Below are 16,140 nucleotides of genomic sequence, written 5' to 3' on the forward strand. Positions count from 1 at the left end.
GACCGTCCCCACCACGGAGAACCACCCCATGAGCAGAGCGAACGTCCTGAGCCTGGTCGGCCCACCGGGGTCGGGGAAGTCCACCCAGGCGGCGCGTCTGGTCGTCGCCCTGGGCCGGTCCCGGGGAACCCCGGTGCTGTGCGCCTCGGTCCCGGCACTACTACGCGGCGACCCTGCGCTGCACGAGCGGTTGACCCGGCAGGAGGCGGCCCAGGTGGCCGCCGTACGCCGCGCCGCGCACGAGTCCGCCGACCGGGGTGCGCTGATGCCCACGGAACTCGACGAGGTGCTGGTCGAGTTGGTGGCCAGGGCGGCCGCCGACGGGCCGGTGGTGCTGGACAGCGTGCCGCGGGGACGGCAACAGGCGCGCATCCTGCTCGCCGGCGCCGTGCCGCTTGCCGAGCTGATGGTCCTTCACCTCCAGCTTCCAGGGGACGTCCTGGCGGCCTCCCTGGAGCGCCAGATCACCCGGGCTGCCTCCCGAGGGGAGTGGCCTCCCACGCAGCGGCAGCTCTCCCGGATGGCGGGCAAGGCGGGCGTCTATACCGACGAGACCCTCCCCGGCCTGGCCGAACTCGCCCGAGCTGGCGTCGACACGGCCCGGTTCGATGCTTCCGGCCCTGCCGACCTGGTCGCCGAGGAGATACACGCCCACCTGGTCCACCGGGGAGCCCTGCCGGCGTTCGCCGCCTCCGGTGCCGTCATCCCCGCCGCCACCACCACTTCCACTCCCGCCCTCACCGCCGCCCTTGCCGGCGTCGACCCGGGGCAGCCGGAGGCCGGACCGTGCAGCTGATCCTCGCCCGACACGGACGCACCGAGTCCAACGCGCTCCACCGCTTCCCCCTCTCCCCCGCCGTACCGCTGGACCGGACCGGCATCGAGCAAGTCCGGTGCACCGGGCAGCAGATCGCCGACTCCGGGTTCCATCCGACCGCCATCCACGCCAGTGACGCGGAACGGACCCTGCAGACCGCCCGCCTCCTCCGTGATCTGATCGCCCCGGAGCTGCCGGTCACCCCGCAGCCAGGCCTGCGGGAGCTGGACTGGGGCCTGCTGCGCGGCCGTTCCACGCTCTCCGGCCCCTCGGGCGACGCCGAGTACACCCGCTGGCAGCAGGACCCGCTGCGCAGGCTCCCCGGCGGGGAGAGCCTGGCCGACGTACAGGCCCGGGCAACCCCCCTGTTGGAGCGACTGATTGCCGACGGCCGCCCGGCACTCGTGGTCTCGCACGCGGTCACCCTCACCGTCCTAACCGCCTGGCTGCGAGGTTGGGACCTCATCGAGACATGGCAGTCCCACCGGGCCCATCTCCCGACGGGCGGATACCGCCGGCTCGAACTCACCGGCCCCCCGGGCCTGCCCCACCCCCTACCCGTGTCGCAATGACAGGAGCAACCCCATGGCCTATCCATCGCTGTCCCCCCTGGTTGAACAAGGTCTGCTGGACGAGATCCTGGACAACCTGGGCTTCATCCACGCGAATGACCACTGCCGCCGCAACTGCACGCACTGCCCGGCCTTCGGCGACACCTCACCCGTGCAGATGACCCCGTTCGCGACCCTGACCCGGCTGGTCCGGGACGTCGGCGAAGCCTTCCGGGACCGGGGCATCTCCCCCAAGCGCAGCATCGTCTCCTGGCGGATCAGCGACCCGCTCGACTACCACGTCAGGGACGGCGAGACCACGCGGAACACCTTCGACGTCGCCCGGATCTGGCGTGAACACCTGGGGCAGGGACTCTACCTGGTGACCAACGGCAGCGAGGGAAAGCGCTTCGCCCGGACCGCGCTGCGCCAGATCGCCGCCCGGCCCGACGTGCTCTCACAGGCCAAACTGACCATCACTCCCTGCGACCAGGGCTGGGGCAGCGAGCGTTACCTACAGAACATCGCCGATGACATCTCGGTGCTCGCGCCGCTGTGGGACCTGGGCTCGACGCGGATGGAGGACCCCGACGGCCTGCGCTTCCGGATCAATCTGAAGTCGACGGCGGACCGGCGCGAGGAGGCACTGGAATTCATGGCCCGGGCAATGGACTTGGCCGGTCTGGACGCTGGCGCGGCGCAGAAGGCGTTGGCCGATCCGCGCCGCATCTCGGCGAAGGACATCTACGACCTCGGCTCGTACGTCGGCGACAGCCCCGTGGTGAACGCGATCAGCATCAAGGGCGAGGGCGGCAAGCGCTTCAAGGACACCGCGGAGACCCGCTCCCACCACCAGTACGGCATCTACCCCGACGGGGCCGTCCGCGTCATTGACATGTACGAGTTCAAGGTCTACGAGGCGACCGGGGAGGGCGGCGCCCCGCTCCGGGTCGACCTGCGCGCCGCCTGACCCGCCGTCCGACCCTGGGTCTGACTGACTGTCCGACTCAAGGTATGAGTCGCCGTCATGGCAGCCGGAAGCATCAAGGAACAGGAATCAAGTGAACGACATCCGAGTCGTCCCGCTGTACCGGGCCGACGAGCATCCCGTGCTGCTGACCGGCGCGAAGGCGCAGGCCCTGGCACGTCTGCACCGCGCCGGCTTCCGGGTCCCGGACGGCGTCTGCGTGACCTCGGCCTGGTTCCAGGAGGTCATGTCCCGTACCGGGATCGGCGACACCGTCGAGCAGAACCTGCGGGATCTGAGCGCCGTCCCCACCGGTACCGGCCGCGCGCTGGAACTCATCCGACGGGCCGTCATCCAGTCGCCGTGGCCGGCGGACCTGGTCGAGGAGGCAAGCGCCGCGGCGCAGTCGCTCCTCGACCAGGGGCCCGTCATGGTGCGCTCCTCCGTACCCGTCGAGGACGGCGCAGGGCAGTCCTATGCCGGAGTGTTCCACTCCGAGGGGCCACTGCACACGGTGCCGGAGGTACTGTCCTCACTTGCCCGCTGCTGGGCGGCGCTGTACTCGGCCCGCTGCTACTCCTACTCGCGCGGCCAATTGCCGCAGGAGTACGCCGCGTTCCTGCAGACCTGGGTTCAGCCGCAGGCGCACGGTGTGCTGTTCACCAAGGACCTGTTCACGGGCGACGGCGGCCCGGTCACCGACTTCGCGTGGGGCAGTGCGACCGACTCCACCTCGGGCGAGGGTCCGACGAACCGGCTCCTCCTGTCGGACGAGGCCGCGCTGCCCGACGGTCTGCCGGATGCTCTGCCCGACGGCCTGCGCGAGGAGTTGCTCTCGCTGGCCAAGCGAAGCGAACAGCTCTTCGGTCTGCCGCTCGACGTGGAGTGGGTGTGGAACGAGGGCCTGTTGCACACGCTCCAGGCCCGACCCATCACCCACGGCCGGACGCCCGCCAAGGTGACCGGCGGCTGGTGGCCGGATTCCGACGTCAGCGGCCTGTACGACGTCGACCTCGGCAACTGTCGCGCCCGTTTCGAGGGCGCGCTGCAGAAGCACATCTGGCTGCGCAGGCAGTGTGCGGCCGTCGGCGTGGAGACCTACCGCGAGGCGTACATCGTCTACGGGGAGCAGGACGTCCGCCGGCTCGCCGACGACCTGGCCGGCTACCTGCGCACCGAGTTCGTCCAGATCAACTGGGGTGGCCGCGGCACCGGAACCGTCGCGAAGCTGGCCGACCTGGCCGACCACCTGCTGCGCGGACGCGAGCGCAACGCCCTGTCCGACCCCGCGTTCAGCGCCGCGCACATCGGCGAGATCGTCCCCGCGGAGGCCTCCGGCTTCTCCGCACTGCTCGGCGACGGAACCGTCATCGTCGAGGCTTTCCCCGCCGGCCTGCCCGGCATCAAGGAAGGCGGACTCGTCCCGTCGGTCTTCACCATCGCCCCCGGCGGACCCATCGTCCGCGTGAACATCGCGGAATTCAGCCGTCGTTGTCACATCGAGCCCGGTGAGGGCTGGTGGTGGCGCCCCGAGGACACCGCCCCATACACCTTCGACCGTGCCGACGGCGAGGTCCTCGACATAGCCCGGATCACCCGCGACCTGTGCGGCGCCCTGGGCGAGGCCCGGCTGGAGTGGTACACCGCCGACGGCCGGGCAATGATCCGCGACGTCAGCCTTGAGGGCCGCGGTCTGGAGGCGCGCACCGCCGATGTCGGGAGGGTCATCTCCACCGGGATCGCCGCGGGCACGGTGCTCGCCCTGCCGGACCTCTCCGAACTCGACGAAGCGGCACGGGCATTGGAAGTCAGTGTGGTCGGCTTCGGAATGGACAACCCCGCAGTGCTGTCGGACGACCGCATCACCGCCGCCGTCGATGCCATCCGGCAGAAGAACGGTGTGATCGTCGTCGCCGAGTACCCCTCCGCCGGGCTCATCCCCCTGGTGGACCTCGCCTCGGGCTTCGTCTTCGAACGCGGCAATCTGCTCTGCCACACAGCCATCGTGCTACGTGAGCGCGGCGTGCCGGCGATCGTGGCGCCCGGCGCCGGGAAGTGGCTGCGTGACGGCATGAAGGTCGAGCTCTCCCCAGCGGGCCTGGCCGTCCTCGACCCCGAGGACCGGACTTGCTGAAGGGCGAGCACCGATGAACGCGCTACAGGTCGGCCTGTGTCCCCTCGACCTCACCGACGAACGGCACGTGCGGCGGCTTCTCTGCGACGACTCCCGGGGAAGCGCGGCAGGCAGTCGGCTGCTGACCCGCCCGGACTTCGTGCCGGACGGCTTCACCGTCGCCGAGCGGATGACGGGGCAGGTCCTGCTACACCCCTCTGAGCGCGCGTTCGACCCCTGGCTTTCCCGGCTGATCGCGGACAAGCTGGCCCGGATCGCCGCCCCGGCAGGGCGCAGCGCCGTCACCGACCCGGCGGTTGCCGCGTTCTGCCGGGACCAGACGCTTCGACTGCTGGACCACACCTGGGAGGAATCGCCCGCGACACAATCCGCGAGCGACTCTCCGGCCAACTCGCTGAGCAACCAGGAACTGCCGTCCGTAGTGGACCGGGTGATCGCCCACTGCGTGCTCGGTGATGTCCGCGCGCCGGTCGCCACCCACCTGCGGTACGCCGATCGCGGGGTGAGCGTCGCCGTGGCGCTCGCCCCGCTCGTCCTGGAGCGGTGCGGAACCGACCTGTCGCGCCTGCTGCGGTACAGCCTGGCGGCCGGCCTGCTCGGCGCGGAGCAGAAAGCACGTGCGCCCGGCCCGGGCGCGCGCCTGCCCATCGACGCGTCGGCCACTCCCGTGGCCACCGCGCGGAAGCTGTGGCCCAGGTACCGGGCGCTGGCCGAACGGCCCCTCCAGGTGGATCACTGGGCGGAGTTCGCGAGCGAGGTACTCGACGGTCCGAGACGGCTTGTGTGGTTCTTCGACGACTGCGCCGAGACGGTGATCGACCTCCTCCTGCTCACCCGCTTGAAGGAAGCCAACCCCCAGCTGGAAATCACCATGGTGCCCAAGTCCCTGCCCTGCTACACGGACGCCGATACCGGCCTGCTGCTCCGGCTGCTCGCCACTCCCAGCCTGCAGGCGCTGGGCGTAGGAGGGGCGCTGCAGGCCTCGGACGTCTGCCGCTTCGGCCCGACCATGGCCACGGCCAACCTGCGCAAGCTCTCCCCTGAACTGGCCGGGCAACTGGACGCGGCGGACTGCGTCTTCGTGAAGGGCACCAACATTCACGAGATGTTCCAGGGCGGGATCGACAGGCCGATGTACACCGGGTTCGTCCTGGTGAGCGAGTTCAACGAGAGTGCGATGGGGGTGGACGCCTCGTCCGCCCCCCTCTTCCTCGTCCACTCCGGGCCCGGCGAGTACGCCCACTGGGGCTTCGAAGGACGCGAATCCCGTACCGTCCGGTACTCGGATCAGCGCCTCGTCCGGCTTTGCTGGAGTACCTTGACGGATCATCAGCTGAGAAAGAACTGCGACGACCCCGCCGTACTGCGCGAGGAGCTACGCCGGCTGGACTCCCTCACCGAACGCGTGCTGCCCAGGACCCGCCCCGCACTCGACGGCGAAAAGGCACTCGTCCACCGGGCACTGCGGCGCGTCACCGGCAGCGCCCCGCGAATCCCGTGACCGACACCAGTGGAGCAGACGTGCACGACCCCCGAAACGACCTGCACGATTCCCGGAACGACTGGCTCGACGACCTGGCGGCCCTGACCGCCGGAGCCGTCGAACGCTTCCCGCGCCACAACGACGCCTTCCACCTGGTCTCCCGCCTGGCCGAAGAGGCCGGTGAACTGGCCCAACAGGTCAACCACATGGAGGGCATGGGCCGCAAACGCGAAGCCCACGGCGAGCCTGACCCCGACCATCTCACCAAGGAGGTCCTCGACGTTGTCCGCTGCGCCGTCGCCATTGCCGCCCACTACGGCTGCCTGGCCAACCTCCGCACCCTCACGTCGGCGAAGCTGGACTCCTATCGCCGCGAAGGGTGGGCGCGCTGACCGTCGGTCCTCCGCCTGACCGCTCATCGGAGGCCACCAGGGCCATCGCCCGGCTGATCCGCGCATAGACCCGGCCGGTGCGCCGACCGCCCCTCCACACACGGCAGTTCGTGGAGGGGCGGTCGGCTTTTCCGTGCCCGCCCGGGGCCCGCGTACCGGACCGGGGTATGCCCCCGGCGCCGGGACGGCCCGTACGATGAGCCGCTCGCGAGGGGGAGGGGCGAGGAGCGATGCGCGTACGCCGGCTGGGAGAGCTGGAGGCCGAGATCATGGACCGGGTGTGGCTGTGGGAACGGCCCGTCTCCGTCCGCGAGGTCGTCGACGACATAAACCGGCGCCGCAAGGTCGCCTACACCACCGTGATGACCGTGGCCGACATCCTGTACCGCAAGGGCTGGCTGAGCCGCGAGAAGTCCGGCCGCGCCTGGATGTACGAGGCCGTGCGCAGCCGTGAGGAGTACACCGCGGCGCTCATGCAGGACGCGCTCGGCGACAGTCAGGACCGCAGGGCCGCCCTGCTGCGGTTCGTCGAGGTCATGTCCCACGAGGACGTGGAGGCGCTGGACGAGGCCCTGCGCGCCGCCCGTCCCGGCCGCCCGGCCGGCGAAGCGGGACGCGGCCGGTGAACCACCACGTCCTGCCACCGCTCGCCCTGGCCCTGATCACCGGTCTGGCCGTCCCCTGGCTGCTGGTCCGCGCCCGCTGGGCGCAGCAGGTGCCGCGGCTGGGACTGGCAGTGTGGATGCTGTGCGGCGCGGCCTTCGCGCTCTCCATCGCGGTCCTCCCGGCGCAGCTGCTGCTCCCCGAGGAGACCAGCCACCGTCTCGTCGACCTGCTCCTGACGCTGCACGCGCCCTCCCCCGGCCGGCTGGCGGCCGGTACGGGTCGCGAGTACCTCGCCGCCGCGGCGGCGTTCGCGGTCCTGGCGCTGCCCGGAGCCGGTTTCGTACGGGAGGTCGTACGGGCCCGGCGCGCCCGGAGCCGGCACGCCGGACTGCTGCGGCTGGTCGGCCGCTACGACGCCCGGCTGGGCGCGACCGTACTGGAGGACGCGCGCCCCGCGGTGTACTGCCTGCCGGGGCGCTCGCGCCGGGTCGTGGTCTCGTCCGGGGCGGTGGCGGTCCTGACGGAGCAGGAGCTGGCGGCGGCCCTCGCGCACGAGCGGGCCCACATCGGCGGCCGGCACCATCTGCTGGTCGCCGCGGCCGGGGCGTTCTCGGCGGTGTTCGGCCGGGTCCCGCTGGCCCGGATCGGCGGACGGACCGTACCGCTGCTGCTGGAGATGGCGGCCGACGACCGGGCGCTGCGCGGCTGTTCCCGTGACGCGCTGGCCACGGCGCTGTACGCGCTGGCGGCGGGGCGCGCGCCGCGCAGGGCGTTCGCGGCGGGCGGGCCGTCGGCGGCGGTGCGGATGCGGCGCATCCTGGCTCCCCAGCGTGCGGGGCATCCGGTGCTGCGGGGGCTGTTCGCGGTGGCCACGGCCGTGGCGGCCATCGCCCCGGCGGTCGTCGCCTGTTGCTGGACGGGCTGATAGCGCGGCCCCAACCCGGCTATTTACTAAGCCAATTCGTAGATTTAACCTCGCTCCCGACCACTCGAATTGCCCGCTATTCTGGGCGCGTGCGGGCTCAGGACCGGTACGGCGAGAGGTGCGGAACAAATGCTGCTGGCTGACGTGCGGACGGCAGCGCCCGGCGACGCGACGGCGATTTCGCGGCTCCTCGCCGAAGCGATTCGCACCGCCTACGGTGAGATCCTCGGGGAAATCGGCGTCGGCCGGCTGGTGTCGGAGCATTGCGCGCTGCCCCGTATTCGAGCGGAAATTGGAATTCCCGGCGGGGCGCCCGGCTGGCTCGGCTGGCTGGTCGCCGCCGACGCGGACGGGCGCGTGGTGGGGGCGGTCTCCGGCGGGCTCCCCGTCGCCGGGCAGGGCGAGGTCTACGCCCTGTGCGCGGATCCGGCGCGGCTGCGGCAGGGCATCGGCACGGCGCTGCTGGCGGGTGCCACCGAGCGGATGCGGGAACACGGGGCGGTCGCCCAGCGGATCGGCCTGCCCGCCGAACAGGGCCCGGCGGTGGCGTTCTTCACCCACCACGGCTTCACGGCGCTCACCCCGCTCAGGCTCGGCCGCAGCCTCTGACGGCCGCCCGGCCCGTCCGCTGCTCCCCGCACGTCCGCCCCTCCGCGCGCGTCCGCCCGGACCGTGGCAGATCCACGCCATCGCGTGTTCACGCAGCCCTTCGCTCTGGCCCGAGTCCCCTGTCACAGGACAGGATTCGACCAGCGGCGCGGTCCCCGGCGGCACGGGAGTCCCGCCCCCGGACCGCCGGACCGAGCGAGCCCCTGGAGGAGCGATGCACACCACGAGCGGCACTTCCCTGCCCGTCAGGCCGGTCGCGCCCGCCGCGTTCGCACCGGTCCCGCCGTCCGGGCGCACGGTCACACCCGCGATCACGCACCCGGCCGCGCTCACGGGCATCCCGGCCGACTTCCCGCCCGGCCTGGAATCGGTCGCGCCGGCCGACGAGGACTCCGCCTGGCTGCACGACGCGCTGCTCGGCCCGCACAGCGCGGACGTCGTCGGCTACCTGCGCCTGGCCCGGCACTGCGGCGCCCCGGTCCTGGACCTGGGGTCCGGCGCCGGGAGGCTGGCGGTGCCGCTGGCCCGTCAGGGGTTCTCCGTGGAGGCCGTGGACCGGGACCCCGCCTGCCTGGAGCGGCTGCGGACCTGGGGGGCGCGGATCGGGCCGCAGGTGTCCCGGCTGCTGGTCACCACCCGGGCCGAGCTGGCGGACCTGCGGCTGCGGCGCACGTACCGGCTGGCCCTGCTGGCCGGGACGATGGTCTCGGCCGTGGCCCCCGGCGCCCGCCCCGGGCTGCTGCGCGAGATCGCCGCGCACCTGGAGCCGGGCGGCGCGCTCGCCCTCGACTACACGGCGCACCGGATGCGGGACCTGGCGCGGGAGCCGCGGCGCGCGTACGCGTTCCAGGTGCCCCGGTTCGACGGGGTCGAGGAGTGGGCCGCGGCCCGGCAGGTCTTCGACCTGGACGGCATGAGCGAGCACATCACCTACCACTGCGTGCGCACCGGCAGGCTGAGTACGGAGCGGACGGTGCGCAGCACCCGCAAGTGGATCGTCGACCCGGAGCGGCTCGACGCCGAACTGCGGGCGGCGGGGCTGCGCGTGGAGCGCAGGCGGCGCCACCGCCTCGACGAGCGGACCGAGAGCGTCCTGCTCGTCTGCCGCGCCGACGGCTGACCGGCACCGCCCCGGGCCCCTGCCCTCCCCTCCCCCGCCATCCGCTCCGGAGGGCGGCCAAGAGGTACGATGCCCCCAAAGGTTTGATCGGACCAGATGGCGGAGAGTGGCGGAGTGGGGGCTGTCGTGCAGGAGCCGACCGGACGCGAGGCGGTGATCCAGCGCCTGCGCGACGTGGGCCTGCGCGTCACGGGGCCGCGCCTCGAAGTGCTCCAGGTCCTGGCGGCGGGCGGCCACATGGACGTCGAGTCGATCACGGCCGCCGCCCGCGAGCGGCTCGGGACGCTGACCAGCCAGGCCGTCTACGAGATGCTGCGCCACTTCCTGGAGACGGGCCTGGCGACGAAGTTCGACCGCCCCTCGCTGCCCGCCGTCTTCGAGATCGCGGGCCCGCCCCATCAGCACGCCCTGTGCATGTGCTGCGGCCGGGTGGAGAACGTCGCGGCCGAGGTGCCGGAGCCCGCCGACCCCGCACTGCGCTCCTGGCGGATGGGCGAGGGCGCGGAGATCATCTTCAGGGGGCTGTGCCCCGACTGCCTCCGGGCGGAAGAGGCCTAGGCCGTTCTTCGGCTTCCCCGTTATGTCCCGTCGGCGGCGGAGTGGGAGGCCGCGCGGTAGCAGCGGGAGCAGACGCAGAAGTCGAGCGTCGGCCTTCCCCCCGGGGCGGTCGTGCGGGCGAAGGCCGGCCCGTTCGGAGGCGGCGGGCGCGGAGACATGCACTCCGGAGGGCCCCTGTGACCCCCGTCACATCCGAAACGCGGGGGCACGGGCCCTCCCCCCGGCATGTGCCAAAGTGTGACTGTCGATTCGTAAGAAGAGGGGGTCGCTTCGCGATGGCAACGGGCGACGGCAGGGACGGCATCCAGTCCGCCGACAGGGTGCTGGCTCTCTATCAGGAGCTGCGCCTGCGCGGGGTGTCCCACCTCTCCGAGGTCTTCCGGGAACTCGGCCTGGCTCCCGAGGAATCCGAGAAGTGGAGCGCGGAACTCGCCGCCCTCGGCCTGATCGTACCGACGGGCACCACCCACGCCACCCGCGACGACCTCCAGTCGGGCGCGTGGCAGCCGGGCCCCGACGCGGTCGCCGTCGTCGATCCGGAGATCGCCCTGCTGAGGATGCTCCAGGGCGAGCGCGAGCGGCTGCGCGAGCACCTGGACCAGTCCGACCGCGCGTACAGCGCGCTGGAGACCCTGGTCGGACGGTTCCTGCGCCCCGGATCGCTGAACGGTTCCGAGGTCGAGGTGGAGATTCTCGACGACTACGGGCGGATCCAGCAGGTGCTGGAGGACATCACCGACGTCATCCGGCACGATCTGACGTCCATGCACGTGACGGCCCTGGTCCGGGAGGTCGCGGACCGGGTGCTCAGCCGCGACCGCCGGCAGATCGACAACGGGGTGCGCATCCGCGCCATCTACCACCAGCGGATCACCACCTCGCCGGAGGCGGTGGAGATGCTCCGCCGCCGCGTCGAGGCCGGTGTCGAGATCAGGCTCTCCCCCGCCGTCCCGATGAACATGATCATCGCGGACCAGCAGTTCGCCGTGCTGCCCGTACATCCCGACGACCGTGCGGCCGGTGCGATCCTGGCCCGTGGGCCCGCGCTGGTCCGTTCCTATCTGGCGCTGTACGAGCACTGCTGGCACGCCGCGACCCCGTACGGCGACGACGTCGCACCGGAACTCGGCGGAGACGGGCTGTCCGAGCAGCAGCGGGCCGCGCTGAAAATGCTCGCCTCCGGCATGAAGGACGAGAAGGTCGCCCGCAATCTGGGCGTGTCCCTGCGGACGGTGAGCCGCATGCTGTCCGAACTGATGCAGGAAATGGGCGCGTCGAGCCGCTTCGAGGCCGGCGTGCGCGCACAGCGGCTCGGCTGGCTCGACTGACCCGAAATACCGCCGCAATACGCCGCGACACCCCGGGGGCCGGAGAACGGAAAAGGCCCCGCGGTCGCCCGGGGGCGATCACGAGGCTTCGCCGTGCGGCGGCGGTACCGTCAGTCCCAGCCGTTGTCGGCGGTCCGGACGGCCGACACGGCGGCGACCGCCGCGGTACAGCGGGGGCGGACGGTGACCGCGGGGCGGGCGGTGACGGGCGTTCCGGTGGCGTGCGCAGCGGACATGATTTCCTCCAGGAATTCAGAACGTCAATTCCGTCTCCGGGGATCCGTGCCGTCGGTATTCCTTCGAAGACATCTCCATTGTCCTACGGAATCCCCGGCCGGCCCGGATTCCTGTAGCGCCTCTGAGGCGGAACTGAAGTCCGGAGCACCGGAATTCCGGGCGGAGTTCATACAGACGTTACGCTTGCGCACCTTTGGTCAGCCCAAAAGAGCTGTTAGGGTGGGCTTCCGGCCTTCTCGGCCCTCCAGGAGAGAGGCGCCGGCGAGGCAGGAGCGTGCCGTCGCTCCTGCCTCACCCGTATCCGCCGCCCCCCGCTCCTCGCGCAGTACGTCCCGGTACACCTCCAGCGTCCGGGCCGCCGCGGCCCGCCAGCTCATCGCCCGCGCGTGCCGCACCGCCGCCTCCCCCATCGCCGCGCCCGCGGCCGGGTGTTCGGCGAACCAGCGCAGCCAACGGGCGTACTCCACCGGGTCGTTGCCGTGCACCAGCACGCCCGTCACCCGGTCCCGTACGGCGGTCGGCAGTCCGCCGACCGCCGAGGCCAGGACCGGGGTCCCGCACGCCTGGGCCTCCAGCGCGACCAGCCCGAAGGACTCGCTGCGGGAGGGGACCAGCAGGACGTCCGCCGCGCGGTACCAGTCGGCCAACTCCCGCTGCGGCACAGGAGGGTGGTGCCGAAGGACGTCCGACACCCCCAGCTCCCGGGCCAGTTCCCGGGCGTCACCGCGCGGCCCGGCGCCCGAGTCCCCGCCCACCACCGCGACGAGGGTCCGCTCGCGCAGCCCCGGCGCGTCCGCCAGCAGGCGGGCGATCGCGCGCACCATCACGTCGGGCCCCTTGAGGGGCTGGATCCGGCCCGCGTACAGCGGGACGAACGCGTCGGCGGGCAGACCGAGCCGGGCCCGCGCCGCCGCCCGGCCCCGGCCGGGGGCGAACGTGCGCAGGTCGACGCCGGGCCGGACGATCTCCGTGCGGCTCGCCCGCGCCCCGTACAACTCCCGCATTGCCCGCGCCTCGTCGCCCGTGTTCACGATCAGCCGGTCGGCGGAGCCGACCACCTGGTGCTCGCCGAGGACGCGCAGCTCCGGCTCGGGGGTGTCACCGTCGGCGAGGGCCGCGTTCTTGACCCGGGCCAGGGTGTGGGCGGTGTGCACGAGCGGGATCCGCCAGCCGGCGGCGGCGATGCGGCCCGCCTGGCCGGAGAGCCAGTAGTGCGAGTGGACCAGGTCGTAGCGCCGCTCCTCCTTGAGGAGCGCCAGCGAGAACGGCACCACGAGGGCGGGCATGTCCTCCTTGGCCAGCGCCGCGCGCGGACCCGCCTCCAGGTGGCGCACCCGGACCCCGGGGGCGAGGAGGTCCCGGGGCGGGCGGGCCTCGCCCCGGCAGCGGGTGAACAGGTCGACCTCGACGCCCTGTTCGGCGAGCGCGCGGGAGAGCTGGACCATGTAGACGTTCATGCCGCCCGCGTCCCCGGTGCCGGGCTGGTGCAGCGGCGAGGTGTGGACGCTGAGCATGGCGACTCGCAGGGACACGTGGGGCTCCTACGGGGAAGGGCCGCGTGCGCCCGCCGCCACCGGGCGACCGGCGCGCGGTCACGCGGCGAAGGAGGGTTGCTGTCGTGGTGCGGTCGTACGGCGGCGGGCCTCGTCCCGGGCCGGGCGGCCGGACGGGCGGTGCCGGTCAGAAGCCGAACACCGGGCCCGAGGGCGGGGCCAGCCGGGTGCCCGGCGCGGGCGGGGTGAGCACCTCGGACCGGACCGGGCCCCCCGCGTGCGTCCGCAGGGCCGCGGCGAGCCGGTCGGCGCCCTCCGGCATCACCGGGCGGGCCCAGGCGGCGAGCGCGCGGGCCACGGCCAGCTGGGCCGCGAGCACCGGCAGGTACCGGCCGTCGGCGGCGGGGCGGTGCGCCTCGTGCGCGTTGACGTGGCCGAAGTCGGACACCGACCGCACCATCTCGTCGAGCAGCGCGACCGCCCTGCGGGGGTCGAAGGCCTCCGGCGAGTAGGCCTCCCGCAGGTCCTCCAGCCCGCGCAGCAGCCTGCGTTCCAGCACCTGCCAGCCGGTGCCGCCGGGCAGCGCCTCCGGCACACGCCCGGAGCTCTGCTCGCGCACGGCGGTGAACAGCCGGGACAGCCAGCTGTTCCAGCTCTCGTCCAGTTCGCGGCGGGCGGCCGCGAGCCGGTCCGGGTCGAAGGCGGTGCGGCGGCCCAGCGGCCGGGCCTCAAGGACGTGCCGGCGCAGGGTGTCCGACCCGTACTCGGTGATCAGGTCCAGCGCCCAGGCCTTCCGGCCGGTGCCCCAGACCAGCGCCTCGTCCTCGATGACGTACGCCTCGTTCACGCAGAAGTGCTGCGGCAGCTTGACGCCCCGGGCGAACAGCAGGACCGGCAGCAGGACGGCGTGGCAGAAGGCGTGGCCGAAGCCGCAGAAGTGGATGGCCCGCTCGGGCAGCGGGCGCTCGCCGTGACCGAACAGCTGCATCGCGGCGGCCTCGAAGCAGCCGTCGATACGGTGTTCGGGGAATCCGTCCACCGGTACGGGCAGCCCCCACTCGGCGGGGTGGGCCACCGCGATGTCCGGCAGCCCGTCCTCGACGAGCGACTCGCACAGTGCGGCCAGGCGCGGCGGCAGCCCGGTGGCGGCCCAGTACTCGGCGAGGGCCTCGCGGTGCGGCTCCAGCGGGATGTACAGGCGCCGGCAGCGCTTCGGCACGGCCGGGGTGCCGCACTGTGCGCAGTGCGCACCCAGCAGGTCCCCGCCGTCGTTGGGGCGGGCGCACTCGTGGCACATGCCGCCGTCGCTGACGGCCGCGCAGTGCGGGCAGGAGCCGGTGACGTGCGCTCCGTGGAGAAAACGCCCGCAGGGTTCGCACCAGGGGGTGAGGCGGGTGCGGGCGGCGATGACCCCGTCCGCGTACAGCCGCCGGAAGAGGTCGCCCAGCCAGCGCGCGTAGCCCCGGTCCTGGCGCGGACGGACGATGTGGTCGAACTCGACTCCCGAGCGCAGCCAGTCCGCCGTGATCGCGGCGCGGTACCCCTCGGCCACCTCCTCCGGCTTGCGGCCGGCGCGCAGCGCCCGGACGTGGACGGAGCTGGTGTGGTCGGCGGTACCAGTGGTGAACAGGACGGGTTCGCCCTCGGCCCTGAGGTACCGGGACAGCACGTCCGCCGCGACGTACGGTCCGGCGAGGTGGCCGACGTGAAGTTCGCCGTGGGTGGCCGGCGGGGTCGCGGTGATCCAGACGGGGGTGCTCATGGGACCTCCTTGACGCTGAGGTGCGCAGTACGCAGCGAGGCTCGGAACGGAAGGGGCGTGACCCCTCCCCGCTCCGCACGGCGCACGAGGGGCGGCGGAAGCGGAGGAGAACGGGGTGCCCACCTCAGGGTGACAGAGAAACGAACCGCGCGGTCTGGTATCGGCTTGCGCGTTCACGCCGTTGCGCGGACACGCCAGACGGGCGGGCGGGCGGGCGGCCGGGCGGGCGGCCGGGCGGGCCCCGCCGGACCGGCGCGTGGCGTACTCGCGACATGACGCCTGTACGCCAAAGGGGCCGCCTTGCGGCCCACGGCCGCGCCCAACAGGCTGACGCCATGGAACACTTCGCGACCGATCGCATAGACCGCAGCGCCCCCGAATCCCTGCTGGTCGTGGCCGCGCACCCGGACGACATCGAGTTCTGCGTGAGCGGGACGGTCATGCGGTGGATCGCGCAGGGCACCACCCGCGTCACGTACTGCATCGTCACGGACGGCGGCGCCGGCGGGTACGACGAACAGCTCCCCCGCCAGGCCATGGGCGACCTGCGGCGTGCCGAGCAGGTGCATTCGGCCAAGCGCAGCGGCGTCGACGACGTCCGCTTCCTCGGCTACCCCGACAGCTACGTGGAGGCCGGCGTGGAGCTGCGCCGCGACCTGTGCCGGGTGATCCGGCAGGTCCGCCCGCAGCGGGCCGTCATCCCGAGCCCGGAGATCAACTGGTCCCGCATCGCCGACCTGCACCCCGACCACCGGGCGGTGGGCGACGCCGCGCTGCGGGCGATCTACCCGGAGGCGCGTAATCCGTTCGCGCACCCGTCGCTCCTCAAGGAGGAGGGCCTGGAGCCGTGGATCGTGCCGGAGCTGTGGCTGATGACGGGCCCGACGCCCAATCAGTACATCGACGTCACCCCCGTCTTCGACCGCAAGGTGGAGGCCCTGCGCATCCACACCTCACAGACGGCCCACTTCGACGATCTCGCAGGCCTGCTGCGGGAATGGCTGGGCGAGCACGCACGCGCGGCGGGTCTGCCCCCGGGCCGGATGGCGGAGGCCTTCCAGGTCGTACGGATCGACTGAGGTCCGTGCCGGGACGCGCGGGCGCGGGCCGCCGGCGAAGGTGGCACTGCCGGTGACAGTCTCCGCAGGAGTGCCCTCG

The 16,140-nt window shown here is 72.7% G+C and carries 16 protein-coding genes; 13 read left to right on the plus strand and 3 right to left on the minus strand.

Translation table 11 applies throughout. From position 1 onward, the window contains the following. Positions 1-28 precede the first annotated feature (28 nt). The 12 genes from SLAV_RS40970 to SLAV_RS08970 all read left to right on the plus strand — a co-directional run bounded on the left by SLAV_RS40970 (position 29) and on the right by SLAV_RS08970 (position 11,490). Entirely contained in the window at positions 29-796 is a 768-nt protein-coding gene (locus SLAV_RS40970; RefSeq protein WP_030237694.1) for a nucleoside/nucleotide kinase family protein, read from the plus strand. Next, on the plus strand, positions 787-1,389 hold the full coding sequence (locus SLAV_RS40975; protein WP_030237697.1) for a histidine phosphatase family protein: 603 nt from the start codon (positions 787-789) through the stop codon (positions 1,387-1,389). Before SLAV_RS40970 ends, SLAV_RS40975 begins: the two co-directional genes overlap by 10 nt. A gap of 13 nt (positions 1,390-1,402) precedes the next feature. Next, positions 1,403-2,338, plus strand: a complete 936-nt coding sequence (locus SLAV_RS08925) for a hypothetical protein (RefSeq protein WP_030237701.1) — start codon at positions 1,403-1,405, stop codon at positions 2,336-2,338. Positions 2,339-2,429: 91 nt separating this feature from the next. Continuing rightward, positions 2,430-4,469 (plus strand): PEP/pyruvate-binding domain-containing protein, encoded by a 2,040-nt coding sequence (locus SLAV_RS08930; protein ID WP_030237704.1) that lies wholly within the window; start codon positions 2,430-2,432, stop codon positions 4,467-4,469. Between the two features lie 13 nt (positions 4,470-4,482). After that, positions 4,483-5,970 carry an ARMT1-like domain-containing protein gene (locus SLAV_RS08935; protein ID WP_030237708.1) on the plus strand — a complete coding sequence of 496 codons (1,488 nt, stop codon included), beginning with the start codon at positions 4,483-4,485 and terminating at the stop codon, positions 5,968-5,970. A gap of 20 nt (positions 5,971-5,990) precedes the next feature. Further along, positions 5,991-6,344: a nucleoside triphosphate pyrophosphohydrolase family protein gene (locus tag SLAV_RS08940; RefSeq protein ID WP_030237710.1), complete on the plus strand. Its 354-nt coding sequence runs from the start codon at positions 5,991-5,993 to the stop codon at positions 6,342-6,344. Positions 6,345-6,574: 230 nt separating this feature from the next. Beyond that, complete coding sequence (locus tag SLAV_RS08945; protein ID WP_030237712.1) at positions 6,575-6,970, plus strand: BlaI/MecI/CopY family transcriptional regulator; 396 nt, start codon at positions 6,575-6,577, stop codon at positions 6,968-6,970. Further along, positions 6,967-7,875 carry a M48 family metalloprotease gene (locus SLAV_RS08950; RefSeq protein WP_030237716.1) on the plus strand — a complete coding sequence of 303 codons (909 nt, stop codon included), beginning with the start codon at positions 6,967-6,969 and terminating at the stop codon, positions 7,873-7,875. The genes SLAV_RS08945 and SLAV_RS08950 overlap by 4 nt, the downstream gene beginning before the upstream one ends. 129 nt (positions 7,876-8,004) lie before the next feature. Beyond that, positions 8,005-8,484, plus strand: a complete 480-nt coding sequence (locus SLAV_RS08955; protein ID WP_030237719.1) for a GNAT family N-acetyltransferase — start codon at positions 8,005-8,007, stop codon at positions 8,482-8,484. A 214-nt stretch (positions 8,485-8,698) separates the two neighbouring features. Then, complete coding sequence (locus SLAV_RS08960; RefSeq protein ID WP_051841310.1) at positions 8,699-9,604, plus strand: class I SAM-dependent methyltransferase; 906 nt, start codon at positions 8,699-8,701, stop codon at positions 9,602-9,604. Positions 9,605-9,730: 126 nt separating this feature from the next. Continuing rightward, positions 9,731-10,162 (plus strand): Fur family transcriptional regulator, encoded by a 432-nt coding sequence (locus tag SLAV_RS08965; RefSeq protein ID WP_030237722.1) that lies wholly within the window; start codon positions 9,731-9,733, stop codon positions 10,160-10,162. A gap of 275 nt (positions 10,163-10,437) precedes the next feature. Beyond that, positions 10,438-11,490 (plus strand): helix-turn-helix transcriptional regulator, encoded by a 1,053-nt coding sequence (locus SLAV_RS08970; RefSeq protein ID WP_030237725.1) that lies wholly within the window; start codon positions 10,438-10,440, stop codon positions 11,488-11,490. A gap of 110 nt (positions 11,491-11,600) precedes the next feature. On the opposite strand, the gene SLAV_RS43110 is transcribed toward SLAV_RS08970, so the two are convergent. The 3 genes from SLAV_RS43110 to SLAV_RS08980 all read right to left on the minus strand — a co-directional run bounded on the left by SLAV_RS43110 (position 11,601) and on the right by SLAV_RS08980 (position 14,982). After that, the gene (locus SLAV_RS43110) at positions 11,601-11,726 is read right to left on the minus strand and encodes a hypothetical protein (protein WP_256462235.1); all 126 of its coding nucleotides are present in this window, start codon (positions 11,724-11,726) and stop codon (positions 11,601-11,603) included. A gap of 198 nt (positions 11,727-11,924) precedes the next feature. Beyond that, entirely contained in the window at positions 11,925-13,241 is a 1,317-nt protein-coding gene (gene mshA, locus SLAV_RS08975) for a D-inositol-3-phosphate glycosyltransferase (RefSeq protein ID WP_030237728.1), read from the minus strand. Positions 13,242-13,407: 166 nt separating this feature from the next. Beyond that, positions 13,408-14,982, minus strand: coding sequence for a class I tRNA ligase family protein (locus SLAV_RS08980; protein ID WP_030237731.1), 1,575 nt, complete (start codon positions 14,980-14,982; stop codon positions 13,408-13,410). Between the two features lie 335 nt (positions 14,983-15,317). Here SLAV_RS08980 and SLAV_RS08985 point away from each other — a divergent pair, with 335 nt between their 5' ends. Continuing rightward, positions 15,318-16,061, plus strand: coding sequence for a PIG-L deacetylase family protein (locus tag SLAV_RS08985; RefSeq protein ID WP_030237734.1), 744 nt, complete (start codon positions 15,318-15,320; stop codon positions 16,059-16,061). Positions 16,062-16,140: the final 79 nt, after the last annotated feature.

The sequence above is a fragment of the Streptomyces lavendulae subsp. lavendulae genome (assembly GCF_002803845.1).
Classification (GTDB): Bacteria; Actinomycetota; Actinomycetes; order Streptomycetales; family Streptomycetaceae; genus Streptomyces; species Streptomyces lavendulae.

Bases quoted from the DNA above. Each gene is read 5' to 3' on its own strand.
- SLAV_RS40970 (WP_030237694.1), top strand. From the start codon at position 29: ATGAGCAGAGCGAACGTCCTGAGCCTGGTCGGCCCACCGGGGTCGGGG.
- SLAV_RS08925 (WP_030237701.1), top strand. From the start codon at position 1,403: ATGGCCTATCCATCGCTGTCCCCCCTGGTTGAACAAGGTCTGCTGGAC.
- SLAV_RS08935 (WP_030237708.1), top strand. From the start codon at position 4,483: ATGAACGCGCTACAGGTCGGCCTGTGTCCCCTCGACCTCACCGACGAA.
- SLAV_RS08945 (WP_030237712.1), top strand. From the start codon at position 6,575: ATGCGCGTACGCCGGCTGGGAGAGCTGGAGGCCGAGATCATGGACCGG.
- SLAV_RS08955 (WP_030237719.1), top strand. From the start codon at position 8,005: ATGCTGCTGGCTGACGTGCGGACGGCAGCGCCCGGCGACGCGACGGCG.
- SLAV_RS08960 (WP_051841310.1), top strand. From the start codon at position 8,699: ATGCACACCACGAGCGGCACTTCCCTGCCCGTCAGGCCGGTCGCGCCC.
- SLAV_RS08970 (WP_030237725.1), top strand. From the start codon at position 10,438: ATGGCAACGGGCGACGGCAGGGACGGCATCCAGTCCGCCGACAGGGTG.
- SLAV_RS43110 (WP_256462235.1), bottom strand. From the start codon at position 11,726: ATGTCCGCTGCGCACGCCACCGGAACGCCCGTCACCGCCCGCCCCGCG.
- mshA (WP_030237728.1), bottom strand. From the start codon at position 13,241: ATGCTCAGCGTCCACACCTCGCCGCTGCACCAGCCCGGCACCGGGGAC.
- SLAV_RS08980 (WP_030237731.1), bottom strand. From the start codon at position 14,982: ATGAGCACCCCCGTCTGGATCACCGCGACCCCGCCGGCCACCCACGGC.
- SLAV_RS08985 (WP_030237734.1), top strand. From the start codon at position 15,318: ATGGAACACTTCGCGACCGATCGCATAGACCGCAGCGCCCCCGAATCC.